This is a genomic window from Bacillus sp. FSL K6-0993, assembly GCF_037977205.1.
Taxonomy (GTDB): Bacteria; Bacillota; Bacilli; order Bacillales; family Bacillaceae; genus Bacillus; species Bacillus subtilis.
This window is the reverse complement of the sequence record NZ_CP150275.1, coordinates 1,716,893-1,742,577: the sequence shown is the minus strand read 5'-3', so window position 1 is coordinate 1,742,577 and position 25,685 is coordinate 1,716,893. Positions and strand designations below refer to the sequence as shown.

The 25,685-nt window shown below is 43.1% G+C and carries 23 protein-coding genes; all 23 read right to left on the bottom strand.

Features of this window, described 5'->3' with window-relative positions:
- Positions 1–181: 181 nt before the first annotated feature.
- The 23 genes from ymdB to dpaA all read right to left on the bottom strand — a co-directional run bounded on the left by ymdB (position 182) and on the right by dpaA (position 25,556).
- Positions 182–976 carry a 2',3'-cyclic-nucleotide 2'-phosphodiesterase gene (gene ymdB / locus MHH79_RS09090; RefSeq protein WP_003245138.1) on the bottom strand — a complete coding sequence of 265 codons (795 nt, stop codon included), beginning with the start codon at positions 974–976 and terminating at the stop codon, positions 182–184.
- A 68-nt stretch (positions 977–1,044) separates the two neighbouring features.
- On the bottom strand, positions 1,045–2,607 hold the full coding sequence (gene rny, locus MHH79_RS09085) for a ribonuclease Y (RefSeq protein ID WP_003221010.1): 1,563 nt from the start codon (positions 2,605–2,607) through the stop codon (positions 1,045–1,047).
- A 275-nt stretch (positions 2,608–2,882) separates the two neighbouring features.
- The gene (locus MHH79_RS09080; RefSeq protein WP_063335370.1) at positions 2,883–4,058 is read right to left on the bottom strand and encodes a serine hydrolase domain-containing protein; all 1,176 of its coding nucleotides are present in this window, start codon (positions 4,056–4,058) and stop codon (positions 2,883–2,885) included.
- A gap of 167 nt (positions 4,059–4,225) precedes the next feature.
- Positions 4,226–5,272 carry a recombinase RecA gene (gene recA / locus MHH79_RS09075; protein ID WP_003245789.1) on the bottom strand — a complete coding sequence of 349 codons (1,047 nt, stop codon included), beginning with the start codon at positions 5,270–5,272 and terminating at the stop codon, positions 4,226–4,228.
- 172 nt (positions 5,273–5,444) lie between these two features.
- Positions 5,445–6,695, bottom strand: a complete 1,251-nt coding sequence (locus MHH79_RS09070) for a competence/damage-inducible protein A (RefSeq protein WP_003231847.1) — start codon at positions 6,693–6,695, stop codon at positions 5,445–5,447.
- 17 nt (positions 6,696–6,712) lie between these two features.
- Positions 6,713–7,294 (bottom strand): CDP-diacylglycerol--glycerol-3-phosphate 3-phosphatidyltransferase, encoded by a 582-nt coding sequence (gene pgsA, locus MHH79_RS09065; protein WP_003244753.1) that lies wholly within the window; start codon positions 7,292–7,294, stop codon positions 6,713–6,715.
- Between the two features lie 50 nt (positions 7,295–7,344).
- Positions 7,345–8,211, bottom strand: a complete 867-nt coding sequence (gene rodZ, locus MHH79_RS09060) for a cell shape determination protein RodZ (protein ID WP_010886511.1) — start codon at positions 8,209–8,211, stop codon at positions 7,345–7,347.
- A gap of 66 nt (positions 8,212–8,277) precedes the next feature.
- A complete protein-coding gene (locus tag MHH79_RS09055; RefSeq protein ID WP_003220998.1) occupies positions 8,278–9,069 on the bottom strand; it encodes a YmfK family protein in 792 nt (263 codons plus the stop codon).
- A gap of 129 nt (positions 9,070–9,198) precedes the next feature.
- On the bottom strand, positions 9,199–9,456 hold the full coding sequence (locus tag MHH79_RS09050) for a DUF3243 domain-containing protein (RefSeq protein ID WP_003245199.1): 258 nt from the start codon (positions 9,454–9,456) through the stop codon (positions 9,199–9,201).
- Positions 9,457–9,536: 80 nt separating this feature from the next.
- Positions 9,537–10,265, bottom strand: coding sequence for an EF-P-5 aminopentanone reductase (efpI, locus tag MHH79_RS09045; RefSeq protein ID WP_063335369.1), 729 nt, complete (start codon positions 10,263–10,265; stop codon positions 9,537–9,539).
- Positions 10,266–10,319: 54 nt separating this feature from the next.
- Entirely contained in the window at positions 10,320–11,606 is a 1,287-nt protein-coding gene (locus tag MHH79_RS09040) for a pitrilysin family protein (RefSeq protein WP_015383690.1), read from the bottom strand.
- Positions 11,603–12,883, bottom strand: a complete 1,281-nt coding sequence (locus tag MHH79_RS09035) for a pitrilysin family protein (protein WP_015383689.1) — start codon at positions 12,881–12,883, stop codon at positions 11,603–11,605. The genes MHH79_RS09040 and MHH79_RS09035 overlap by 4 nt, the downstream gene beginning before the upstream one ends.
- Before the next feature lie 179 nt (positions 12,884–13,062).
- Positions 13,063–14,274 carry a bacillibactin exporter BcbE gene (bcbE, locus tag MHH79_RS09030; protein ID WP_031600514.1) on the bottom strand — a complete coding sequence of 404 codons (1,212 nt, stop codon included), beginning with the start codon at positions 14,272–14,274 and terminating at the stop codon, positions 13,063–13,065.
- 138 nt (positions 14,275–14,412) lie between these two features.
- On the bottom strand, positions 14,413–15,138 hold the full coding sequence (locus MHH79_RS09025; RefSeq protein WP_003245732.1) for a GntR family transcriptional regulator: 726 nt from the start codon (positions 15,136–15,138) through the stop codon (positions 14,413–14,415).
- A 143-nt stretch (positions 15,139–15,281) separates the two neighbouring features.
- Entirely contained in the window at positions 15,282–17,645 is a 2,364-nt protein-coding gene (spoIIIE, locus tag MHH79_RS09020) for a DNA translocase SpoIIIE (RefSeq protein WP_063335368.1), read from the bottom strand.
- Between the two features lie 130 nt (positions 17,646–17,775).
- Positions 17,776–17,988 (bottom strand): TepA modulator TepJ, encoded by a 213-nt coding sequence (gene tepJ / locus MHH79_RS09015; RefSeq protein WP_003231871.1) that lies wholly within the window; start codon positions 17,986–17,988, stop codon positions 17,776–17,778.
- Positions 17,985–18,722 (bottom strand): translocation-enhancing protein TepA, encoded by a 738-nt coding sequence (tepA, locus tag MHH79_RS09010; RefSeq protein ID WP_003245712.1) that lies wholly within the window; start codon positions 18,720–18,722, stop codon positions 17,985–17,987. The genes tepJ and tepA overlap by 4 nt, the downstream gene beginning before the upstream one ends.
- Before the next feature lie 115 nt (positions 18,723–18,837).
- On the bottom strand, positions 18,838–20,505 hold the full coding sequence (rnjB, locus tag MHH79_RS09005; RefSeq protein ID WP_003231875.1) for a ribonuclease J2: 1,668 nt from the start codon (positions 20,503–20,505) through the stop codon (positions 18,838–18,840).
- 177 nt (positions 20,506–20,682) lie between these two features.
- Entirely contained in the window at positions 20,683–21,555 is an 873-nt protein-coding gene (gene dapA, locus MHH79_RS09000; protein WP_014476832.1) for a 4-hydroxy-tetrahydrodipicolinate synthase, read from the bottom strand.
- Positions 21,556–21,585: 30 nt separating this feature from the next.
- Positions 21,586–22,800, bottom strand: a complete 1,215-nt coding sequence (gene dapG / locus MHH79_RS08995; protein WP_015483233.1) for an aspartate kinase — start codon at positions 22,798–22,800, stop codon at positions 21,586–21,588.
- Positions 22,801–22,891: 91 nt separating this feature from the next.
- A complete protein-coding gene (gene asd / locus MHH79_RS08990; RefSeq protein ID WP_003244674.1) occupies positions 22,892–23,932 on the bottom strand; it encodes an aspartate-semialdehyde dehydrogenase in 1,041 nt (346 codons plus the stop codon).
- Positions 23,933–24,057: 125 nt separating this feature from the next.
- On the bottom strand, positions 24,058–24,660 hold the full coding sequence (gene dpaB, locus MHH79_RS08985) for a dipicolinate synthase subunit B (RefSeq protein WP_003231884.1): 603 nt from the start codon (positions 24,658–24,660) through the stop codon (positions 24,058–24,060).
- Between the two features lie 2 nt (positions 24,661–24,662).
- Positions 24,663–25,556, bottom strand: coding sequence for a dipicolinic acid synthetase subunit A (dpaA, locus tag MHH79_RS08980; protein WP_003231888.1), 894 nt, complete (start codon positions 25,554–25,556; stop codon positions 24,663–24,665).
- Between the last annotated feature and the right edge of the window lie 129 nt (positions 25,557–25,685).

Here is a 25,685-nt window from a genome sequence, read left to right as displayed (position 1 = left end):
TTACAATGGATAAGTGAGTGTTCATTAGAACAATCATTATTAGATGTTGCTATCCAAAAAGCCATCCCCACAATGCTTTTCAAAAATAGCGGGCTACCTTCCATTTTTACTATATTCACTAAGGAGTTGCTATATTCCTGCTTTTCTTTTTAATATTTTTATAAAATAACCATATGTTCAACTATTCAAAGAACATGTGATCATCGTTGATTAAAATACGCTCAATTTTCACGGCTTTTTTCGTTTGATCGTCAATGTCAATCACAACTCCGCTGAGCGTTGTTTTTCCTTCAGCGACAGTAAACCGGACTGGAAGGTTCGTTTTGAATCGCTTAATAATCGTCTCTCTGTCCATCCCCAGTATACCGTCATACGGGCCAGTCATTCCCACATCAGTAATATATGCCGTTCCCTTCGGCAAAATGCGGTTATCCGCTGTTTGCACGTGTGTATGAGTTCCTACTACAGCCGACGCCCTCCCATCCGTGTACCAGCCAAGTGCGAGCTTTTCACTTGTCGCTTCGGCATGAAAGTCGATAAAAATGTACGGTGTTCTTTTCGCAGCCTCTGCGATCAATTCATCCGCTTTTAAAAACGGGTCATCAAGCGGCGGCAAAAACGTACGTCCCTGCAAATTAATGACTGCTAGTTCTTTGCCGTTTGCTTTCACATATGTGATCCCTTTCCCCGGTGTTCCTTCAGGAAAGTTTGCCGGGCGAACCAAGTTCGGAACGTCATCTATAAAATCAAATATTTCTTTTTTGTCCCATGTGTGGTTCCCCATTGTGATTGCATCTGCGCCGGACTGGATTAAGCTGTGATAAATTTTTTCCGTCAGGCCTTTTCCATGTGCGGCGTTTTCACCATTAATAATGGTAAAGTGAGGCTTATATTTTGTTTTTAGCTTTGGTACATATTCTTTGACCATGTCACGGCCCGGTGAACCGACAACATCTCCGATAAATAAAATTCTCATTTTGTAAATCCTTTCTTCTTGAAAATTCCTTGCCATCAAAAAAATAAAGTGATGCTTAGCGCATCACTTTATTTTGCATACTCTACGGCTCGAGTCTCTCTGATTACTGTCACCTTAATATGACCTGGATAATCGAGCTCGTCCTCAATTCGCTTGCGGATATCTCGCGCCAGTCGATGAGCCTCAAGATCATTAATTGAATCCGGCTTCACCATAATACGCACTTCACGTCCAGCCTGAATGGCAAATGATTTTTCAACACCTTCGTAGGACTCAGAAATTTCTTCGAGTTTTTCAAGTCTTCGAATATAATTCTCGAGCGTCTCACTTCTTGCGCCAGGTCTTGCAGCGGAAAGCGCATCTGCTGCAGCTACCAGCACAGCGATAATGGAAGTCGGCTCCTCATCCCCGTGGTGTGATGCAATACTGTTAATCACGACTGGGTGCTCTTTATATTTGGTCGCAAGCTCTACCCCGATTTCAACGTGGCTTCCTTCTACTTCATGGTCAATTGCTTTCCCGATGTCGTGAAGAAGACCCGCACGTTTAGCAAGCTTTGCGTCTTCACCAAGCTCCGATGCCATTAGACCGGCCAAGAATGCGACTTCCATGGAATGCTTAAGCACATTTTGACCGTAGCTTGTACGGAACTTTAAGCGGCCGAGGATCTTGATGAGATCTGGGTGGAGGCCGTGAACACCAACCTCAAATGTCGTTTGCTCACCCATCTCACGAATATAGTCATCGACCTCGCGGCGAGATTTTTCAACCATTTCTTCAATCCGTGCCGGATGAATACGGCCATCCTGAACGAGTTTATCAAGAGCAATTCTGGCTGTCTCACGTCTGATCGGATCAAATCCGGAAAGAATGACAGCTTCAGGCGTATCATCAATAATCAGGTCAATTCCTGTCAGCGTTTCAAGCGTACGAATGTTACGCCCTTCCCGTCCGATGATACGTCCTTTCATCTCATCATTTGGAAGATTGACAACTGATACCGTTGTTTCGGCAACGTGGTCCGCTGCGCAGCGCTGTAAGGCGAGTGAAAGAATGTTTTTCGCTTTCTTATCCGCCTCTTCTTTCGCACGGTTTTCAGTTTCTTTTGTCATGATGGCGATGTCATGTGAAAGCTCGTTTTCAACCCGCTCAAGAATGATTTGTTTCGCTTCATCACGAGTCAGACTCGAAATTCGTTCCAACTCAGACTGCTGCATACGAATCATCTCATCCACTTTGCTTTCCATCTCTTCAATATGTTGTTGTCGTTCATTCAGAGAATGATCTTTCTTCTCCAACATCGCTTCCCGTTTATCAATTCCCTCATGTTTGCGATCAAGGTTTTCCTCCTTTTGGAGTAAACGGTTTTCTTGTTTTTGAAGCTCATTTCGTCTTTCACGAACTTCCTGTTCAGCATCTATTCGAAGTTTGTGGATTTCATCCTTTGCTTCAAGCAGAGCTTCTTTTTTCAGTGCTTCAGCATCACGCTTCGCATCTTCAAGAATTTGCTCGGCTGCACCGCGTGCGCCCGCAATTTTCGCTTCGGCAATGGTTTTACGAACAAAGTAGCCAACAACTAAACCGAGTAGAATCAGCAAAATGGAGATGAGAACCATCATAATTGGGGTCATACTTTCACCTCCTCTTGCTATGAACTTGGTTGTTGCTTAAAAAGTGTCGGCATGTACATTGTCTAGTTTTCTCAACATACAGAACCTTCACAGGGAATGAGTGTGTTCATCGCCCTTGTCAAGTTTAAATGGTTTAACAATCATGTTAAAAAAACAAATGTTACAACTTCATTGTAAATGTGTCGGAAATACTTGTCAAGCTTGCCATCTTAACGTTTGCAGGCCAGTCGTATTTTCACGCGCCGAATGCAATTCATCCAAAAGAAGATCGCCAATCATTCTTGATTTAGAAGCTGGTATATTTTATTGTTCACTTGGCCCAATTTAGCATTATTTTGAATGTTTGAGAACAAAATAACAATGGTTTGCCCAGATTTGCTAAAGCTGTTCAAGATATTGAAGCCCGGCATAACACCATGGTTTGAATAGCTTCCGGGAGCAACATAAAATCCCATGCCGTATGTGGAGCTGCTCCCTGGCGTAAACATCTTTTCATAGCTTTTTTGCGAATACAGTTTTCCGTCTATCAGCGCTTGGTCGAATTTGTACATATCTATAGCGCTCATATAAATATCACCCGCTCCATACAGCTGGGATAGATCAGGTATATACGGTGTAACTGTTTTGCTGCCCTCCATCTTATACCCGACAGCAGGATAAGGTTCTTTTTTATATGTTTTGTAAAAGCCTGCATGCGTCATTCCCGCAGGTTTAAAAATATGATTCTTTATGTACTGTTCATAGGGCTCACCGCTTACTTCAGCAATAATATAAGCGAGAACAGAATAGTTGGAATCCTTGTAGTCCCATACACCCGGCTGACGTTTGATTCCCTGCAGTTCTATGTCTTTTATTAAATCGTCCGGAGTAATGGCGCCGTTTCCTTCAATATGTCCGTTTATCCCCGATGTATGTGTAAGCAGATTCTTCAAAGTAATCGTTTGTCCGTTAGGAAAATGAGGTAAATACGTACTTACCGGATCACTTGTCTGAAGTTTCCCCTTTTCCTCAAGCTGCAAAATAGCAGTTGCAATCAGCGCTTTTTGTGATGAACCGACATAAAAAGATGTCAATGGATTATTTTGAATGTAGTGTTTACGGTCAGCATAGCCAAAACCTTTATTTGTTACGATTTCTCCATTTCTGACAATCATGGCTGTTCCGCTGAAACCGATCTCTTCTAAATAATTGCTGATTTTTTGATTTCGATCCACTGTTTTGATTTGTTCCTCTGATTTTTTGGCAGCTTTCTTTTTGACCTCTTTTTTCTGATCGGTATTTGAAACCGCTGCAGTTTCTTGAGATGGCTTGTTTTCTTCACTATTTCGATGAAGAGCATTCCAAATCGTAATGCAAACCATCACTGCTAAAAGACCAAGCAACAGTTTTCCTCTTTTATTTAGTTTTCTCCGTCTGCGTTTCGCAGTTCTTCTGCGGGTTGGGCTTGTCATTCATTTTTTCCTCCCAAAATAAATTCCATTTTGCACACGTTTTGTTAGACGAATAAAGCCCTAAAAAAGTTGTCAAAAAAAGCAATATTTTTATCATTTTTTTGCAAAATACAAAAAAGCTGAGTTTTTCACTCAGCCTTTTGTATCATTTGAAACTTATTTTATTTTTATTCTTCAAATTCGAGTTCTTCTTGTGTCTCTTCAGCTTGCTGCTGCACTACTCCGTTATTATCCAAGCCGTAATGTTCGCGAATTTGCTCCTGAATCATCAGCATGATATCTTTATTTTCTTTCAGGAATTGTTTTGCATTTTCACGGCCTTGGCCAAGACGCTCTTCTTCATAAGAGTACCATGAACCGCTTTTTTGCACGATATCAAGTTCAGTTCCTAGATCAATGATTTCGCCTTCTTTTGAAATGCCTTCTCCGTACATAATGTCAACCTCGGCTGTACGGAACGGCGGAGCTACCTTGTTTTTCACGACTTTGATTTTCGTTTTGTTCCCCATTACGTCGTTGCCTTGTTTCAGCTGTTCAGCACGGCGCACTTCAAGACGCACGGAAGAATAGAATTTCAACGCACGGCCGCCAGGAGTTGTTTCCGGGTTCCCGAACATAACACCGACTTTTTCACGAATTTGGTTAATGAAAATCGCGATTGTCTTCGATTTGTTAATGGCCCCTGAAAGCTTACGAAGCGCTTGAGACATTAAGCGTGCTTGTAAACCGACATGAGAATCTCCCATGTCGCCTTCAATTTCCGCTTTCGGAACGAGAGCGGCTACAGAGTCAACAACGACAATGTCAACTGCCCCGCTTCGAACCAATGCTTCCGCAATTTCAAGCGCCTGCTCGCCTGTGTCAGGCTGAGACAGTAAAAGCTCTTCGATGTTAACACCGAGCTTTTGCGCGTATACCGGATCTAACGCATGCTCCGCATCGATAAACGCGGCTTGTCCGCCCTGCTGCTGAACTTCAGCAATCGCATGAAGCGCCACAGTTGTTTTACCTGAGCTTTCGGGACCGTATACTTCAATAATCCGTCCGCGAGGATATCCGCCAATTCCCAGTGCTGTATCAAGAGCGAGGGAGCCGCTTGGGACAGTAGAAATTCTTGTATCTGTCTTTTCTCCCAGTTTCATAATGGAACCTTTGCCGAACTGTTTTTCTATTTGTTTAAGAGCCATATCTAAGGCTGCCTGACGATCACTCATTCTATTTTTTCCTCCTTTATGTTACCACTACATATACTATACCCTGTTTGAAGGGATTTGCCAAGAAAAAAGCGAACGCATATTCGGATTTTTTCTTGGCGTGATTCCTATCAAAATATCATAATGTATCAGAGAAATCATGTTTTCTTAGGAGGATAATGTGCTGAAAATATTATTTTTGCTCTAAAAGCTTTAAGATTAAATGGCAGCCGTATTTAGCGCCGCGTTTTCTGATCCCCGTTCTGGAGCCCGCAAAGTGAAACTCGTGAACCTCTTCTTTACCATTTGCGGAAATACCGATAAACACATGCCCAGGCTCATGCCCTTCTTGAGCATCAGGTCCTGCTACACCAGTAAAGCTAATGCCGATATCGCTGCCAGTGAGTTTTTGAACACCCTTAGCCAGTTCGGATGCGCACTCCTTGCTGACCGCCCCAAAACGATCTAATGTTTCCTTCTTGACACCAAGCACATTCTGCTTCACGTCGTTTGTATAGCAAACAACGCCCCCGGCAAATAATTTTGAGGCACCGCTATGATCCGTCAGCCATTCAGAAAACAGCCCTCCGGTAAAGCTTTCTGCCGCAGAAATTGTAATGCCTTTTTCCTTACACGCTATAGATAGCTCTTTTACAAGAGAAGTATCATCGTAACCATAGAAAAATTCACCGACACGCTCTAAGATAACGGCCTCTGTTTCTTTTAACAGACGCTCTGTTTCCTTTTCATCGGCGTGTTTGGCTGTCAGACGCAGCGTCACCTCTCCATCAGCCGCCAAAGGCGCAATTGTCGGATTGGTTTGCGCATCAATAATATCTTCCAAATCGGCTTCAAGCTGAGATTCACCGATACCGAAAAAGCGAAGAACGGTTGACACAATTTTTTCATTTGAACCCATCTTTTTCAGCAGAAGAGGTTTTGCCTCGTTTTCAAACATTGGACGCAATTCGCTCGGCGGTCCAGGAAGAAGCATATAATAGCGCGATTCATGCTCTGTGAGCATTCCCGGGGCCATTCCAAAGTGATTCGCCAGCACGTCAGAGCCTTCGATCACAAGCGCCTGTTTTCGGTTATTAGGTGACATCGTGCGTTTTGTTCGTTTGAAATAGTCCTCAATGGATTGGAATGCCTCATCATTTAACACAAGCGGACGTCCCAGCGTATTTGCAATCGTTTCTTTCGTCAGATCATCTTTTGTGGGTCCAAGACCTCCTGAAAAAATAATGAAGTCAGAGCGTTCTTCAGCAATGCGGATGACCTGCTTCAGCCGCTCCGGGTTATCTCCGACCGCTGTATGATAAAATACGTTGACCCCGATTTCAGCGAGCTGTTTGCTGATAAATTGAGCATTTGTATTGGCGATTTGGCCAAGCAGCAGCTCTGAACCGACTGCAATTATTTCTGCTTTTTTTGGAAATTCCATGACGAAGTCCTTCTTTCTTAGTTAGATGTTTTTAACGCTTCCCAGTTTTTAGAGAAATATTCCCAGCCTGAAACGACAGTAAAGAAGACGGCTACCCACAGCGCCAAGTCCGCAAACGGGAATGACACAAGTTCAAATGGAAGATTATGAAGAAGCAATGCGGATACCGCAATAATCTGTGCCCAGGTTTTGATTTTACCAAGCATGTTAGCAGCTACGACTTCTCCTGTTCCGGCTAAGACAAGCCTTAAACCTGTCACGGCAAACTCCCTGCTGATAATCACAATAACCATCCAAGCTGGAGCGAGATCAAATTGAACAAGGATAATTAACGCTGCGGATACGAGCAGTTTGTCCGCTAGCGGATCAAGAAATTTCCCGAAGTTTGTTACGAGATTCAATTTTCGGGCATAATACCCGTCCACCCAGTCTGTTGTAGATGCAATAATAAATAGAATGGCCCCCGCCAAATGTGCGACCGGGATTGATTCGTCTCCAACTTCGAGCCTGCCCCAGTCAAACGGCGCCAGCATGATAATCATGAAGATTGGAATTAATGCGATTCTAGCTAGTGTGATTTTATTTGGTAAGTTAAACATAAAGCCCCTCCAATTTCATACTCGGACGTGAAGAAAAGTCATCTGATAATTTAAGATGACTTTTCTTCCTTTTTATTTACAATCTTTATGGTTTGTGCCATCACTTTTTTCGGATCAAGTTCATATGAAAGAACCTTACCGTTGATTTTTATTTTCAGATTAGGTGCATATCCGGTGCGGATATCAACTTGTTTCTGATCAGTTATGTCTTTTTTATAGGTTTCGTCTTTTTTCAGCGTTCCTTCTTTTAAAGAGCTGCTGTTTTCATCACGCACTCGAATCCAGGAGCTGTCTGATGCCTTCAGTTCCAGCTCGATTTTATCAGCGCCGGACACTTCATAAGTCGTTAACGATCCTTCAGTGCCAGCAGCTTTAATCTCCAGCTTCTCACTGTCATTTTCTTTTTTCTTATCTTCGTTTTCTTTCGTTTCTTTTTTAGTGTCTGTCTCTTTTTCAGAGCTGTTATTTTGATTCTCTTTCAGCGTTGAATCTTTAGGGATTTCGTACTTGCTCTCACTTTGCGTAATTGCTTTTTCTGATGCCGCATTGTGATCATCACTGTTTTTGTGATTGGCAAATTGAATGATCGCGTACACAATGGCAATCACGACAATCACGCCGAGAATAACAAGTATCGTTGGCAGCAGCTCCAGCGCCTTAGATGCTGGCTTTGGCATTTCCTTTTGAAGATTCATGCCGGAGATCTTTTCAGACACATCGTCATGATACGTATTAGGGATATCTTTTTTATGCTCCTCAAACAGCTGATCCGCATCAAGCCCAACGGCTTCTGCATATTGCTTGATGAATGCCCGAACATAAAACTTCCCCGGAATAATGTCATAGTTCCCTTCCTCCAAGGCGGTTAAATACCTTTTTTGAATCTTTGTTGCCGCTTGGAGATCATCCAATGACATTGCTTTTTCCTCTCTGGCTTCTTTGAGCCGGATTCCTAGTTCAGTCACAACAAACACCTTCCAATTTTAAAAATCAAAGCTTGAAAACCCGGATTGATCAAACATTTGGGGTTCCTCGGCATGTTCATATGTAATAACCTCATCAGGGTCATTTCTCAGTTCAATAATATAATCAAAGTCATCTAGTGTATACTCTGTATTTTGAACGAATATGTCCGGATGCTCCACCACTTTTGTTGCCGGAAGCCGCATGATTTCACGGACCAGCTGGAGATGGCGTTCCGATCCTCTTCGTGTTGACACAATTCCGTCAACGATAAAAACATTTTCAGTGCTGTATTCATCGGCAATCAGCTGGCTTCTTATCGTCTGCTTCAGCAAGGTTGATGACACAAACAGCCACCTTTTGCTTGCACACACACTAGAGGCTACAATCGATTCCGTTTTCCCGACACGCGGCATACCTCTGATTCCAATTAATTTATGGCCTTCTTTTTTGAACAATTCGGCCATAAAATCGACTAATAAGCCAAGCTCGTCCCGTTCAAAGCGGAACGTTTTCTTGTCATCGGCATCCCGTTGAATATAACGGCCGTGGCGTACGGCAAGACGGTCGCGAAGCCTCGGTTCTCTAAGCTTCGTTACTTTAATTGTTTCCATCGTTTTTAAGATTGATTCTAATCGTTTAATTTGATCTATATGGCGGCACCTGAGGAGCATTCCCCTTCTGGAAAGATCGACGCCGTTTATCGTTACGATGTTGATAGAAAGCATCCCAAGAAGAGATGAAATATCCCCGAGCAGTCCGGGGCGGTTCACTTGAATTTCATATTCAAAATACCATTCGAGCTTTGCCAAATGATATACCCCCTTCATTGTGGCAAAATTTTACCTTCCTTTATCATAAAGCATTTTTCTCTAATTAGAAAGAAGAATGTTGCTGTGATGAGGAAAACATAAAAAAGAGAGGAAAAATCCCCTCTCTTCCTAGTGAGTGCTGTTATTTTCAACAAGCTTAACCATCATATTGGCAATGGCGTGCTGTTCATCTTTTGATGCTACACTCCAAAGATCTGCCAGCACTTTTTCCTGCTCGTTCTTAGATTCCACTTCATTAGCCAAGTAGCTGCCGATTTCTGTCGCAAGATCTGTAATCGTATCCTGGCTCATACCTTTATCTTGCGCATAGTTCAGACGGTCGCCAAGGAAGTTTTTCCAGCTATCCCAGTTTTCTAATACTGACATGCTTGTTTCCTCCATTTCATGTGAAGTTACAAGATTATTGTGTCCATCGCAAAAGAAACTATACACCGAATATTTTCGTGTCAACAGTGCCAGCCGCCATTCACCGACAGAATTTGGCCGGTGATATATGACGCTTTTTCAGACAGGAGAAAAGCTGTTGCATCCGCAATTTCTTGCGGCCGGGCCAGCCGGCCGATCGGAATCTCATCAGCGATCTCTTCTTTTTCAGCCGGGGTAAATTGATTCATCATATTTGTATCAACTGCGCCCGGCGCTACGGCGTTTACTCTGATTCCGCTTGGCGCCAGCTCCTTAGCCAATCCTTTTACAAACGAATGCTGAGCTCCTTTTGCCATGCTGTACAGCACTTCACAGGATGCTCCAGTCTCTCCCCAAATCGAGCTGACAGCCACAATCGCTCCCGATTTATTCCGAATCATGCCTGACAGAAGGTTTCTCGTCAGCATATACGGACTCGCCACATGAAGCTGAACCATTTCCTGGACCGTTGCGTTATCTACATCCGTAATCAGCCCAAAATGGCTTCTTCCGCTGTTTAAAACAATCGCATCAATCGGCTGAACAATTGAACTTGTCAGCTTATCTGCTCCATCTTGCGCGGACAGATCAGCTTGTAATATCTCCGCATTTACGCCAAACATCTCACTTAGTTTTTCAGCAAGCTCCGCTGCCGCGTTTTGATTTGTATTGTAATGCAGCAGCAGATTGTATCCTCTAGCTGCAAGGGTTTCGCTGATGCTTTTGCCAATGCCGCCGCTTGCTCCGGTGATTAGTGCTGTTTTGTTCATCCTCTTTCCTTCTTTCCGCAGAAAAACACCCCTCACACTGGAGGGATGTTTTGTTTATGATTTAGGAACAACCTTGCAGACAGTCAGCCTGTCTGCAGCAATTTCCTCTTGTATTACGTTCTGGACATCCTCGAGGGTAATCTGCTCGAGCACCGTTACAACGTCAAACAGGCTCATATCCAAGAACGCATAACGGGTAAATTGATTGGCGATGTATTCAGGGGAATTCAGCGCTTTTAAGAATGTGCCGATCTTTTTCTTTCTGGCAAGTTCAATCTTTTCAGCAGTAATCAGTTCACCGGCGCGCAAAAGCATGCTTGAAATGTCTTCAGCCAATTGATCAGGCTCAGGCGTATCTCCGCCGATCGCCGCAAAACCAAACCCATATTCAGCAGTAAAATCAAAGCTGAACGTTTCGTCAATATATCCTTTTTCATAAAGTGATTCATACTGGGCAGAGCTTTTGCCGAAAAGCGCTTCAAGCAATAAGTTCATTGAAAGTTCATGCTTTAAGAGCTCTTTGCCTAATTTAAACGGCTTTTTGGATTTCAGCCCGACAAGGCATTTCGGTCCCTGCACGTTCATTTTGATCTCTTTTTCTTTTCTGAAAACCGCTTCTTGCTCTTTCACTTCTTCCCGTTTGATCTCCGGCTGATCAGTATACGGCTTTTTCCCCTGGTTTTCTCTTACCTGAGAAATAATCGCTTCAGGATCTACAGGTCCGACAATGAAAAGGAGCATGTTACTCGGGTGATAAAACGTTTCATAGCATTCATAAAGAAGGTCTTTTGTAATATGTGAAATGCTTTCCACTGTTCCCGCTATGTCAATTCTGACAGGATGCTCTTTGTACATGTTTTCAATGACCCCGAAGTAAAGCCTCCAATCAGGGTTATCGTCGTACATATTAATCTCCTGCCCAATAATCCCTTTTTCCTTTTCAACCGTTTTTTCAGTAAAATATGGGTCCTGTACGAAATCGATAAGCGTCTCTAAATTGCGTTCAACATTTGATGTGCTTGAGAAAAGGTAAGCTGTTCTTGTAAATGACGTAAACGCATTGGCAGAAGCCCCCTGTTTGCTGAAATCTTGAAAAACGTCTCCGTCCGCTTTCTCAAACAGCTTGTGCTCAAGAAAGTGAGCAATCCCGTCCGGCACGTGAACCATCTCGTTTTTACCTAAAGGGACAAACCGGTTATCTATCGAGCCGTACTTTGTTGTAAAGACCGCATATGTCTTGTTAAAGCCTTTTTTTGGCAAAACGTAAACATCAAGGCCGTTGGACATTTTTTCATGATACAGCGTCTCCTGAAGCTGTTCATATTCGATTGGTTTGATCAAGATGCACCCTCCGTCCCTTTTAAGAAATAAGTCGTATCAAGCTGAATCTTTTCGCCGGCTTTAATGATATCCTCTTTTGTGACATTCTCAATATTGGCAAGAAAGTCTTCGATAGGAATCTCGACTTGAGCAGCGGCCTGCTGATATAAAAATTCAGATAAACCGTATGCTGTATCAATCGTTTCCAGCACTTGATTTCGAATGACGGCCTTTGTCTGTGCTATATCCTGCTCACTGAAATCGCCGTTTTTCATTGCCTGGAATTGCTCAGCAATAATCGAAACAGCCTGTTCAAAATTTTTCACTTCAATGCCTGACATCACCATTAACAAGCCTTTAAAACTTTCTATACGCGAAGCCGCGTAGTAAGCAAGACTGGCTTTTTCCCGAACATTAATGAAAAGTTTAGAATGAGAGAATCCGCCGAACAATCCGTTAAACACTTGTAAAGCAGGATAATCCTGATCTGTATAAGTGATGCTGGTGCGGTAGCCGATATTCAGCTTTCCTTGCTTAACATCCTCTTCATCAATTACTTCTTTTGGCTGCACTTTTTCATCAGCGTGATTGTTTTCAATCGTGCCAAGAGTGCGCTCTTCTGTTTTGAAATACTTATCAATTGCCGAATGTACCTGGTTACTGTCCACATCACCAACAACATATAGATCAAGCTGGTCTTTTTGGATAGCGCTTTGGTATGTTTCGTATAATTGCTCTGCCGTAATGTCATCGACATCGTCGATTTCACCATTGACATGAAGCGCGTAAGGCTCATTTTTGCACATTTCCTGTATCAGCCTTAAATTCGAATAGCGCATTTTATCATCATAGACAGCTTGGATTCTTTGCTTAAGCGTCCGTTTTTCTTGAGCCACATATTGTGACTGAAAAGCGTCTCCCTCTAAAGCAGGTGAAAAGACGATTTCTGCGAGAAGCTGGAGCCCTTTCTCAAGTAGCGGCGTTTGGTCTTTTAAATATTTTTCATTCGGGATTTCAAGCCTGAACGTAATGACGTGCCGCTCTCCTTTTTTCGTAAGATCAGCCGATACTGACGTGCCGTACAGCTCATCCAGGTATGAACGCAATTCTGCGGTTTTCGGATGGCTTTTCGTTCCGCGTAGAAGCACATGCGGGAGCAGCGCTCTTTTGGTGACTTGATCCTTTGTCAGCGGCGCAAGCATCTTAAAAATAAGCGAGACGGTTTTGAATTTTTCTGTTTCTACAATGTGTGCGGTTAAACCGCCGTGCTTTGATTTGAGTTCATTAACATATGACATATGGAACCTCCTTCGTTCATTTCTTAATTAGTATGTATTATGACCAATTTTCAGCATTCGCAGAAACACTCTTTCATGTAATTATAGCAACTGTAGGATTTATAAGGAAACAATAACCTCCGCATGCTGTATAGGTACAGGTGTAAACTGTGCAAGGAAGCGCAAAAAAAGACGGCTGGCTAGACCGTCCCTAAGTTTTTTTCTTCTTCTTCACTTTTTTTAGCATCTACAGTAAAGAGCACTAAAAATAAAGAAACGATGCTGCAAAACGCCGAGAGTATGAAAATAATCCAGTTTGCATTAGACATTAATGCAGCAAAAACAGGTGGACCGAGAGCTACTCCTATAAAGCGCATGCTATTGTAGAAGGAGGAAATGGTTCCGCATTGTTCACTTTCAATCCCTTCGGTTATCAATGCATCTAAAGCAGGAAGAGCCATTCCAATCCCAATCCCGCCAAAGCTTAAAAAGACAAATAAAAAATAAAAACTGTGGTTCCACCACAAGGCAATAAACGAAAGGGTTAACAGAATCATTCCTGTAACAACGCAAAATTTCATCCGGCCTTTATCTTTACCGATCTTTTTGCCAGCTATAAAAGAACTGGTTGACAAAAACAAAAGTGGGATTGCCAATAATCCGCCTTTAGCTACTCCGTCAATGGCATACTTGTTCTCCAGCGTATCTGATAAATAAAATAATACGCCAAATAACAAAAACATAATGACACACCCGATAATGAAGACCGTATAAAGCCAGCGACCATCCTGTTTAAAGATTTTCTTCACACTCTTAATAAACTCAGAAACAGCAGGCGCATCTTCATCTTCTTCAGGCTTAGCCACCAAAAACAATACGAGTAAAAAGCTGATCAAACAGAAAAACGGAATAAACCAAAACGGTACAAACCAATACCAAGAAGCCAGTAAGGCTCCAAGTATAGGACTCAGTACCTTCCCTGACGTGTTAGCGGTTTCAATATCGCCAAGACCAGCGCTGACCTTTTCATCGTCTCCTTTAAACAGGTCGCCGATAAACGGCATGACGATCGGAGCGGCACCTGCAGAACCAATGCCTTGAAGAACCCGCCCCGCCAAGATCATAGCATAAGGATTTTTCATATAGGTCGAGGCAAAAGCAGCTACCGCTCCCCCCAATCCTGCAATGAGGAGGCATGGAAGCAATATTTTTTTTCTTCCGAAACGATCCGACAAATATCCGGCAATCGGAATGCAAATAATTGCTACTACTGAATATACAGTAATGATTAAAGATACTTGAAATGAAGTCACCGACAGCTTTTTCTCCATCATCGGAAGAACAGGAATCAGCATGGAGTTCCCGAGTGTCATCACAAGCGGGACGGAAGACAATGCAATAATATTTTTCATTCCATTTTTCTCTCTCAACATTTTCACCCATTCACTTTCTTGTCATCCCTTATATATTGCGTTAACCGGAATGAAAGTATGTACAAAGAAACATGAATCAGTGCAAATAAAAAAACAGACACATACAGGCGTCCGTTTTTAGAATCGTTTACGCAAAACATGAAATCTGAATTTATCCGCTCTAAAATAATTTAAAGAATAAAGCACCGGTTTATCGTGCTGATCGTAATGGGTTTGTTTTAACAGCAAAAGAGCTGTTTCCGGATCGCATTCAAGTACTGGAGAAATGGTATCGTGATAGCCGATCGGTTCTATATCAGTTACTGCATAGCTGATTACGGAGCCTGAATTTTTCTCAAGCAGGTCAAACATAGATTCTTGCTGATGAGAAAAAGAATTCGGCAAAATATTCATAGGAATTTTGTCTATACAATACACAATCGGCTGTCCGTCAGCTGTCCTGACTCGTTCAAGGTAAAAAAGTTCTTGCCCTTCTGCCAAATGAAATCTCTTTGTATCATCTTCAGACGGCATAAGCACTTGTGATGATAGAAAAATCGTGCCAGGGGTCATATTCGCCTGTTCTATCATCTTGGTTACACTGTTCAGCTGTTCAATGCCCGAAAGAAATAACGGCTTAGAATGGACAAAAGTGCCTACACCATGCCTTCTGATAATCACATGCTCTTCTTCCAGTATCCGCAAGGCTTCTCTTAGCGTCGCTCTGCTGACACCAAGCTTTTTGGAAAGCTCAAATTCAGAAGGCAGCTTTTCCTTCTCAGTGTAGATCCCATTTTTTATATCCTCTTTAATTCGTTCAATTACTTTCAAATACAAGTGCCGATTATCAGCTTTTGTAGACATGTTTCCCCTCCGTAAACCACTTTCGATAAAAATTATTGAACAATTGGGACAACTATATCATGTTTTGTCGAAAAAATAAATAGAAAGGTGATCAGTTTACATAATGTTATTATTGACAACTATAGAAAGCGGAACTCCCTTCATTAAGAAGAGAGCTCATCATATTTCTCTTTTGATAATAATACTTCCCTAGGTTTGCTGCCTTCATACGGTCCGACAACACCGCGTTCCTCCATTGCGTCAATCAGGCGCGCAGCTCTCGTATAGCCGATTCTGAATCTTCTTTGCAGCATTGAAACAGATGCCGTCTGCATGCCGACAATTAATTCAACAGCTTCATCATAAAGTTCATCAGTAACCTCGGAATGAGTTTCTGTTGTCTCCTCAGGAATCATTTCTTCTTGATATTGCGCTTGCTGCTGCGTAATCACATGGTCGACGATCTTCTCCACTTCGTCATCCGACAAAAATGCTCCCTGCACACGGACAGGTTTGTTAGCCCCCACAGGTAAAAACAGCATATCGCCGCGGCCAAGAAGCTTCTCAGCGCCACCCATGTCAAGAATGGTCCTTGAATCCGTCTGTGAAGATACGCTGAACGCGATTCGTGACGGAATGTTCGCTTTGATCACCCCTGTGATAACATCCACCGATGGCCGCTGTGTCGCAATAATAAGATGGATGCCGGCAGCCCGCGCCATTTGGGACAATCTCGTAATCGAATCTTCCACATCAGATGAAGCGACCATCATGAGATCGGCAAGCTCGTCCACAATGACAACAATATAGGGCAGCTCTGGCTGTTTCGCTCCTTCTTCATTGTTGGCGCGTTTTATATAATCATTGTATCCTTCAATATTTCTTGTACCCGTATGAGAAAATAATTCGTACCGCCGCTCCATTTCATTGACAACCTTTTTCAAAGCCTGCGACGCTTTTTTCGGATCGGTTACAACCGGAGCAAGCAAATGCGGAATCCCGTTGTAGACATTTAGCTCTACCATTTTAGGATCGATCATCATCATTTTCACTTCATGCGGTTTCGCGCGCATTAAAATACTTGTAATAATGCCGTTGACACAGACACTTTTCCCGCTACCGGTTGCGCCTGCGACCAAAAGGTGGGGCATCTTGTTTAACTCAGCCAATACAGCTTCACCTGAAATATTGCGGCCGAGTCCAATTAACAGCTTCGCATCCGGTCTGTCATTCAATTTAGACTCCAGCACTTCCTTCAGCGAAACCATTGCCACTTCTGCGTTTGGAACTTCAATTCCGATTGCTGATTTTCCTGGTATAGGCGCTTCGATCCTGATATCCTTCGCAGCAAGCGCAAGCGCTAAATCATCGCTTAAATTGACAATTTTGCTAACCTTCACTCCGACATCAGGATATACTTCATATTTTGTTACGGCCGGTCCGAGATGAACCTGTGTGACTTTCGCCTTTACGCCAAAGCTTTGGAATGTGCGTTCAAGCTTTCTCGCATTTTCATAAATATTCTTTTTATCAGCCTGCTGGCCGGTATGCTTCGGATCTGCCAGCAAATCCAGTGACGGCATCTCGTAATCCTTATTTTCGAGCTCTGTAAAGGTCATAGGAGGAGCAGAAACAGTTTCCTGATCACCTGTCTCCGGTTGGATGTCCTGAAGCGGCTTCGACACAGGTTCGGCGCGCTTTTCTATAACTGGAGACTCTTCCTCTTCATTACGATCAGAAAAGCTTGAGATAATCGGCTCTGAATGAATAAGAGGCGATACTGTTTCATAATCCCCCTCTTCATCAGGAGGCTCCGGTTCCATTTGCTGTTTTTTGCGGGCCGGTTTTTGTTTTTTGCTCGGCGCTTTCGTTTTTTTCGATGACTGCATATTTGATTTGAAGGATTTCATATCATCAATAAATGCTAACCATTGTTCTTTTATAAAACGTCCAATCGGGCTCATCCACTTTTTTAGCGTTTCTTGCAGTGAGCGTCCAGTTACTAAAATCATTCCGATCAAAATCATGACAATTGCCATGATCTGAGAACCAGTCGACGCAAACAAAAAGTGTGAAGCCGCAAACAGCAGCGCACCGATCATCCCTCCGCCTAAATCAGGTGAAGCAGAGCTGCCATTCATGTCCATTAAAAACAATTCCCACGTATTGCGCACCACGCTTGCAGACTCAATAGACCCTTTGTGCGTCAAATTTTTAAATAGCTGCACATGAGAAAGCAGCAATATGCTTGCGATGATACAGTACAACCCGGCCTTTCGTCTCGTTAATAGGCTTGGGGTTTTCTTCTTCCAAAACAGCGAGACTCCTAACACTAATAAACCTAACAAGCATAAAATAAACCACTCTCCAGCAAAAAAGCGGAACAAATAGATAAACGTTTGCCCGACTACCCCCAGCTGCAAGATTGCGATAATTGAAATGGCTATACACAGCAATCCGTTTAGCTCGTATTTTATATTGAGCTGTTTCGCCTGTTTTTTTCTTGATTTTCGTTTTTTCTTTGCCACACTCATCACCTTACTGCGTTAAAAAATGTAAGTTCATACATAATGAAGAAAGCAGCCGTTTACAGGCTGCGTTTTTTCTGTAGGATTCCCCTATTATAGCATATTTTGCCCTTAAAAAAGGGTTGGATTCTTATACGTTTAATTTCAGCTTTTGTCCCGGTGAAATGTCCGGATGCAGAAAATGCATTGGATTGGTGCTCATGATTTGAATGACTTCCGCTTCATTCCCTTTCATTTCGACTAGAAGCGGTACACCTTTATATTCAATTTGTTCATGTGCGCTTGTCTCTTGGTTCTGTTCTGCAAACACAATTTCCTGCGGCATCACGGTATAAAGAATCATTGAATCATCCGTCCTTCTTCTTTCCTTGCTTCATCGATGAGCTCATTCAGTTTATTGATTGCCTGTCCGACACCGCCTGCGTGATCGATCAATCCATATTTAACTGCATCCTTACCGACTACATTTGTTCCGATATCGCGTGTTAAGTTTCCTTTTGAAAACATTAGCTCTTTAAACTTCTCTTCGGTTATATTGGAATGGCTTGTCACAAATTTAACAACTCTTTCTTGCATCTTATCCAGGTATTCAAACGTTTGCGGCACCCCGATGACCAGCCCGGTGAGCCTAACTGGATGAATCGTCATCGTTGCTGTTTCGGCGATATAGCTGTAATCACAGGATACAGCAATCGGAACGCCGATGGAATGCCCCCCGCCAAGCACGATAGAAACGGTCGGTTTCGATAAAGATGCAAGCATTTCCGCTATGGCAAGACCAGCTTCAACATCTCCTCCGACAGTATTTAATATGATCAGCAAGCCTTCAATTTTGGGATTTTGTTCAATTGCCACAATCTGCGGGATGACATGTTCATATTTTGTTGTTTTGTTTTGCGGAGGAAGCTGAACATGGCCTTCAATTTGTCCGATAATGGTCAGACAATGAATATTTGTATCTTGGGGCAGCTGCGGAAGCGTCGTTTCACCAAGCTGCTGTATTTTATTCATAATGCTGTCCTTCGCATCATTTTTTTCAGGACGCTCTTCTTCTGTGTTTTCCATACGATGATCCATCTCGCTTTCATCCTTTCCGAGTTTCTCTTTGTATTATGAACAAAGATACTTCATTCAATCCCGGCTTGAAGGACAAAAAATAAAGACCGGAGCAGCTCCGGTCTTTAGTCAGTCATTATACTTCCATAATAATTGGGATGATCATCGGTTTACGTTTCGTTTTTTCATAAAGGAATTGGTTCAAAGCATCCCGCATTGCCTGCTTCAGCGTTGACCATTCGACATTTGATGTTTCAGTCGCTTCTGTCACGATGGACCGGACAAGCTCAGTAGCCTGTACGATAAGACCTTCAGACTCTCTTACATAAACAAAGCCGCGAGTGATAATTTCTGGTCCTGATACAAGATGTTTCTTTTGTTTATCAAGTGTAATGACAACGATTAAAATTCCGTCCTGTGAAAGCAAGCGGCGGTCTCTCAATACGATATTGCCGATATCACCGACACCTAAACCATCAATTAAAATATTGCCGTAAGGAACTTTATCCCCAATTTTTACGTTTTGGCCGCGGAATTCAACGACGTCTCCTTTTTCAATTAAGAAGATGTCACTGCGCTTCATGCCGGTTTCTTCAGCGATTTTTGAATGAGCTTTTTGCATTCTGTATTCGCCGTTTACAGGAATCAAATATTTTGGTTTAAGCAGATTGATCATCAGCTTTAACTCTTCTTGTGAGCCGTGGCCTGATACATGAACACGCTTTTGGGCAAAGATGACTTGTGCACCGGCTCTCGCAAGAAGATCTACTGTTTTAGAGTAAATGAGTTCCTGCCCGGGAATCGGCGTTGACGCAATGACCACCGTATCCCCTTCTTCAATGTTCAGCTGTTTGTGAGCTTTGTTTGCCATTCTTGTCAAAGCAGCTAATGGTTCACCTTGGCTTCCGGCTGTAATAATGGCCACTTCGCGCTTCGGATATTTTTTGACATCCTGTACAGAAATAAACAATTCATCATCTGCTTCAATGTATCCTAACTTTCTCGCCAGCTGCAGGACAGATTGAAGATTTTTTCCGGCTACGGCAATCTTTCTGCCATTTTGAGCCGCTGCATGAATGACTTGCTGAATCCGGTTAATATTGGATGCGAAAACAGCAATAATCACCCGGTTCTGTGAATTATACAGCGCATCCGAAATTTCTCCGCTGACTGCCGCTTCCGAAGGGGTGTAACCCGGCCGTTCCGCATTTGCACTGTCAGAAAGCAGAGCGAGCACGCCGCTATTGCCAATCTTGGCGATCTCGCCAATGTCGCACGTCTGATTAAGTGCAGGTGTTTGGTCAAATTTGAAGTCTCCCGTGCATACAATAGATCCAAGTGATGTTTTAAAGCTCACACCTACAGAATCAGGAATGCTGTGAATCGTTCTAAAGAACGATACTTTTGTTGATTCAAATGTAATGACAGATTTTGAGTGAATTTCTCTTAAATCAGTTTTTCGGTTATGTCCGTATTGTTTTAATTTCTCTCTTAACAGTGCAAGCGTCAGTTTTGTTCCGTACACTGGAACGGACAGCTTGTTTAATAAGTAAAAAACGCCGCCGATATTTTCATCGTGCCCGTGCGTTAAAAAGATTGCCTTGACGCGGTCAGCCCGTTCAATCAAATATGATATGTCAGGAATCACTACATCAATACCGAGCATTTCGTTTTCTGGATGCATAAGGCCGGCATCAACGACAAATATGTCTGAGTCAATTTCAATGACATAAAGGTTCTTCCCAATCTCTCCGACACCGCCAAGGGCGATAATTCTAACGTTTTCTGTATTTTTCTTTTTCAAAATCTATATCCTCCTAGTCTCATACCCGTCCATCATCACTTGTTCCTATTATAACTGAAAGTAAATTTAGAAAACAAGATAAAGCAGAAGGTTTAGGGAAAACCAATATGTAAAAGAAACGGTCAAACTCAGCTGAATGTGAGAATGACCGCGTTTGTTTCACTGTATGAAATTTTCTTACAGTTCGCTGATCGTGCTGCTTAAGCTCAGACGTTCATCCTCAGTTAACGGGACTAAAGGCAGACGCACAGAACCGACATCAAGACCTCTCAGCTGAAGCGCTGTTTTGACTGGAGCAGGATTAGGCGCTTTAAACAGTTCCTTCATAATCGGCAGCAGTTTCTGATGGATCAGTGCCGCATTAGCTGTTTGCCCATTCGTATAATTTTTAATCATTTGCTGCATATCAGAGCCTGCAATATGGCTCGCCACTGATACAACTCCTCTTCCTCCAACTGAAAGAATAGGAAGCGTCAGAGCATCATCCCCTGAATAGACATAGAAGTCTTCCGGTGTTTCAGCAATAATTTTTGTAATCGCTTCTAGGTCTCCGCTCGCTTCTTTAATCGCAACCACATTCGGAATGTCCGCCGCCAAACGGATCGTCGTTTCAGGAGCAAGAGAAGCAACCGTACGGCCAGGAACATTATAGAGCATAACCGGAAGAGATGTCTCTGCCGCAATTGCTTTAAAATGCTGGTACATTCCTTCTTGAGAAGGTTTATTGTAATACGGGGTAACAAGCATAACAGCGTCCACGCCCGCTTCCTCAGCTTTTTTTGTCAGCTTAATGGAATCTTTCGTGTTGTTGCTTCCAGTACCAGCGATAACGGGCACCCGTCCGTTTACTTCTTTTACCGTATATTCAAAAAGCGCAATTTTTTCTTCAGTTGAAAGGGTCGGAGATTCTCCAGTTGTTCCCGCTACTACTAAAGAATCCGTTCCGTTTTTCAACAAGTAATCAATCAGTGTAGACAGTTTTTGAAAGTCTACGTTCCCTTTATTGTCAAAGGGTGTAATCATCGCTGTAGACACATTTCCGAAATTCATTTTATTCACCTCATCATGATTCAATCACATTTACTTCGAAAGTTCAAACACTTCATGCAAAGCGTTTACAGCAGGAACCATATCCGCTTCATGGACGAGCACCCATATCGTCGTATGGCTGTCAGCCGACTGAAGGATCGGAATTTCTTTTTCTGAAAGAGCCGATACAATTTTGGACGTAACACCGGGAACACCCATAATGCCCGCGCCGACCGCCGATACCTTCGCGCAGTTTCTCGTCACCATTGGATCATAGCCCATATCCATTAAAATACGCTGAGCTGTTTCTGTTTTATTTCCGGCTACCGTATAGACGATTTCACTAGGTGTAATGTTAAAGAAATCGACACTGATTCCAGCGTTTGCCATAGCCTTGAACACTTCAGTCTGAACGTTATACTGGCCGATTTTCGCAGGCACTTTGAACTGCGTGACATCTTTGACATGGGCGATTCCCGTAATCAGCCTTTCAAAAACATCACTGCCGACCTTGGAAGAGTGATGTGATGTCACCAATGTACCTTTATCATTCGAATAAGTCGAACGGACGCGGATCGGAACCTTGGCCTGCATTGCGATTTCCACAGCACGCGGATGAATGACCTTGGCCCCCTGATACGCCAGATTGCAGATTTCCGTATACGTCACAACAGGAAGCGGTTTTGCATTTTCCACCACTCTTGGGTCAGCAGTCATTACGCCTTCTACATCGGTGAAAATATCGATATATTCCGCATCAACAGCTGCTCCGAGTGCGGCTGCAGACGTATCGCTGCCCCCTCTGCCGATTGTTGTTGTATCACCCTTTTCGGTTGCGCCCTGGAAGCCTGCGACGACTACCGCATCATGATTGGCGAGCACACTGAATAAACGCTCCGGTTTCATTTCAATGATTTTCGCATTGGTATGCTGATCATTCGTTAAAAAGCCAGCCTGAGCCCCTGTCAGCGCAGCTGCTTTCACACCGTTATCAAGCAGCATGCTTGTAAAGACGACAGAGGAAATAGTCTCTCCGCAAGATAAAAGCAAATCCTGTTCCCTAGGAGAAATCGCTGACTGATCGCCGTAAAGCAGCCCGAGCAAAGAATCTGTTGCATACGGGTCTCCTTTTCGGCCCATCGCTGAAACGACAACGACAACCTTATATCCTTCACTGATTGCTTCTTTAATATGCCCTAAAGCCAGTTTGCGGCCTTTATCATCTTTTACTGATGTTCCGCCGAACTTTTGAACAATTATCTTCACTGTTTTCACTCCAAATTATTCGGACGTAACAGAAGAGAGCAGGCTGATAGCGCCTTACTCTCTTCTATTCGTCTTTAGAAAATTCTCTCTTTTATACGAGGTTTAGTTTTTTCAGGCTTTCTGCAATTTGAACAGAGTTCCATGCCGCGCCTTTTAATAGGTTATCAGAAACAACCCATAAATGAAAACCGTTTGCTCTGTCCAAGTCTTTGCGGATGCGGCCTACAAACACATCGTTTTTGCCGACAGCATCAGCAGGCATCGGATAAAGCTGCTGGCTTGGATCATCCTGAAGTGTCACGCCCGGAGCTTCTTTCAATAGATTTTTAATATCTTCAACTGTAGCGTCATCACGGTCTATTTCGATGTAGACGGACTCTGAGTGCCCAGTTTGGATTGGCAGTCTCACACATGTAGCCGCTACTTGAAGGTCAGGCATGTGCATGATTTTTTTCGTTTCATTTATCATTTTCATTTCCTCAAACGTATAGCCGTTATCTTGGAATTTATCGATTTGCGGAATCGCGTTGAAGGCGATTTGATAGTGTTTTTTGTCACCTTTTACCGGCATGATCTCAGGCTCTATTTCTTCTTTATTTAAAATCGCCTGTGTTTGGCTGTAAAGCTCTTTTACAGCTTCATTACCCGCTCCTGATACTGCCTGGTAAGTTGATACGATGACCTTGTTTAAGCCATATGCTTTGCGGATCGGTTCAAGTGCCGCAACCATTTGGATTGTAGAGCAGTTTGGATTGGCAATAATGCCGTTGTGTTCATGCAAGTCTGCCTCATTCACTTCTGGCACAACAAGCGGTGTATTTTCATCCATGCGGAACGCGCTCGTATTATCTATAACAATAGCGCCGCGTTTTACAGCTTCTGGTGCCAATGCTTGTGATACGCTTCCGCCGGCGCTGAACAAAGCAATATTTACCCCTTCAAAGCTCTCAGGAGAAGCTTCCTGAACAGTCAGCTCTTGGCCTTTAAACGTGACTTTTGTCCCCGCAGAGCGTTTTGAAGATAGCAATGTAAGTGTGTCCATTTCAAAGTTTCTGTCTTCAAGTGTTTTAAGCATTTGTTGTCCCACAGCCCCTGTCGCTCCGACAACAGCTACGTGTAAACCTCTTCCCATCTGTAAAACTCCTTCCGCCAATCAGCTTCATTGAATTGATTTGACTATGATTTTACGTTTTATTTTACCATAGAATATGCGGGTGATGACCGAATTTTTTAGTTTGGGAAAGATTTTCTGTAAATTTAGTCATTTCCCTGATAATTCTCAACTAGAATCGGCTGAAGCTGCTGGTGCATGAGTGCCTTTTCAATCGTTTGCGGAAGCAGATCCATTTTGGCTACCATTGAATTCGGTTTTTTAAATGGATCATCTTGCCCGAATGGAATAAAAAAGATATTTTTTGTTGACATGAGCCTCATTAAATTTGTTCCGTTTAAACCAAGAGCATCATTTGTCGAGATACCCAGAACGACAGGCCGATTGTTTCGGATTGTCGCTTTTGCCGCCATCAGCACCGGGCTGTCCGTCATGGCATTTGCCAGCTTGCTCATTGAATTGCCTGTTAAAGGCGCAATGACCATGCAGTCAAGGGGCAGCTTCGGCCCAAGAGGTTCTGCCTTTACAATCGAATCAATGGCCTCATATCCAGTCAGGTCTTCAATTTTTTTAACCCATTCTGCTCCCTCTCCAAATCGGGTATTTGTGGATTTTACATTAAATGTGACAACCGGACGGACTTCAGCACCTTCGTTGACCAACGCCTCAATTTGCGGGAAAACCGCTTCATATGTGCAATGTGACCCGGTCAGCCCAAACCCGATTCTTTTTCCTTTTAATGACGACATCCTTATTTCCCCTCCTCAGCTTGTATTTCAGCCAAAAGCTTGCTCAAGACGTTTGCAAGGATTTGCCCAGCTGTTTTAGGAGCGACAATCCCTGGAAGCCCGGGAGCAAGAAGTGCTTTAATCCCTTGTTTCTCGGCATATTTAAAATCCGTTCCCCCGGGACGTGAGGCCAGATCCAATATTAAGGTTTTTGGTGTCATGCTAGAAAGTACCGTTTGATTTAAAATCATACTCGGTATGGTATTAATGCAAATATCTATATCTTTTACATGCTCTTTCAGCTCATCAGTATGAAAAGGAACGAGCCCCATTTCAGTGATACGTGCCAGATGCGCTGAACTTCTTGCCCCCACTTTTACATTCGCCCCGAGCGCGGCAAATGTACGGGCAATCGTCATCCCGGTGCGCCCCAGACCGAGAACGGCCACCTGTGATCCGTGTATCGTATAATCCGTGTGCTGAATAGCCAGCATGATCGTTCCTTCTACTGTCGGAATAGAGTTGTATATCGCAATGTCATCCCGCTCAAACAGTTTAACAAGTTTTCTTTTTGCCTGAGCTGCAATGTTTTCTAAATAGGCGTTAGAAATTCCTGAGAAAATGACACAATGTGCAGGCGTTCTGTCGAGATGGTCCTGTTTTAACACAACTTCTTCATTAGAAAATACAGTCGATACGACACCTTCTCCTGTTGTCGCGGATACTGGAAGAATGATGCTGTCTATTTGCTGAAAAGGAATTTCATCAATATTGCATTTTACTGCCCCGGTAAAACCGTGATCCAATTGGTCAAAACCGACAAGATAGATGTCAGCCTGCTGTTCAGTGAGCTTTCTTATAATTTCGAGCTGTCTTGCGTCACCGCCGATAACTGCAATTTTCAATCCGGTTAACATTCTAAACGTTCACCTTCTTTGTATATACTGGATCTCTAGTTGTTAAGCTCCCCTTCATCTTATGATTAAAAGGAAATACCGGTGAATATAAAAGATGCGCTTTTTCCATATAAAAAAACATCGGCTCCG

Bases quoted from the DNA above. Each gene is read 5' to 3' on its own strand.
- ymdB (WP_003245138.1), bottom strand. From the start codon at position 976: ATGAGAATTTTATTTATCGGAGATGTTGTCGGTTCACCGGGCCGTGAC.
- rny (WP_003221010.1), bottom strand. From the start codon at position 2,607: ATGACCCCAATTATGATGGTTCTCATCTCCATTTTGCTGATTCTACTC.
- MHH79_RS09080 (WP_063335370.1), bottom strand. From the start codon at position 4,058: ATGACAAGCCCAACCCGCAGAAGAACTGCGAAACGCAGACGGAGAAAA.
- recA (WP_003245789.1), bottom strand. From the start codon at position 5,272: ATGAGTGATCGTCAGGCAGCCTTAGATATGGCTCTTAAACAAATAGAA.
- MHH79_RS09070 (WP_003231847.1), bottom strand. From the start codon at position 6,695: ATGGAATTTCCAAAAAAAGCAGAAATAATTGCAGTCGGTTCAGAGCTG.
- pgsA (WP_003244753.1), bottom strand. From the start codon at position 7,294: ATGTTTAACTTACCAAATAAAATCACACTAGCTAGAATCGCATTAATT.
- rodZ (WP_010886511.1), bottom strand. From the start codon at position 8,211: ATGTCATTGGATGATCTCCAAGCGGCAACAAAGATTCAAAAAAGGTAT.
- MHH79_RS09050 (WP_003245199.1), bottom strand. From the start codon at position 9,456: ATGTCAGTATTAGAAAACTGGGATAGCTGGAAAAACTTCCTTGGCGAC.
- efpI (WP_063335369.1), bottom strand. From the start codon at position 10,265: ATGAACAAAACAGCACTAATCACCGGAGCAAGCGGCGGCATTGGCAAA.
- MHH79_RS09035 (WP_015383689.1), bottom strand. From the start codon at position 12,883: ATGTCATATGTTAATGAACTCAAATCAAAGCACGGCGGTTTAACCGCA.
- bcbE (WP_031600514.1), bottom strand. From the start codon at position 14,274: ATGAAAAATATTATTGCATTGTCTTCCGTCCCGCTTGTGATGACACTC.
- MHH79_RS09025 (WP_003245732.1), bottom strand. From the start codon at position 15,138: ATGTCTACAAAAGCTGATAATCGGCACTTGTATTTGAAAGTAATTGAA.
- tepJ (WP_003231871.1), bottom strand. From the start codon at position 17,988: ATGATTCTTTATACCGTGATGCCGCAGGAAATTGTGTTTGCAGAACAG.
- tepA (WP_003245712.1), bottom strand. From the start codon at position 18,722: ATGGATCATCGTATGGAAAACACAGAAGAAGAGCGTCCTGAAAAAAAT.
- dapA (WP_014476832.1), bottom strand. From the start codon at position 21,555: ATGAATTTCGGAAATGTGTCTACAGCGATGATTACACCCTTTGACAAT.
- asd (WP_003244674.1), bottom strand. From the start codon at position 23,932: ATGGGAAGAGGTTTACACGTAGCTGTTGTCGGAGCGACAGGGGCTGTG.
- dpaB (WP_003231884.1), bottom strand. From the start codon at position 24,660: ATGTCGTCATTAAAAGGAAAAAGAATCGGGTTTGGGCTGACCGGGTCA.
- dpaA (WP_003231888.1), bottom strand. From the start codon at position 25,556: ATGTTAACCGGATTGAAAATTGCAGTTATCGGCGGTGACGCAAGACAG.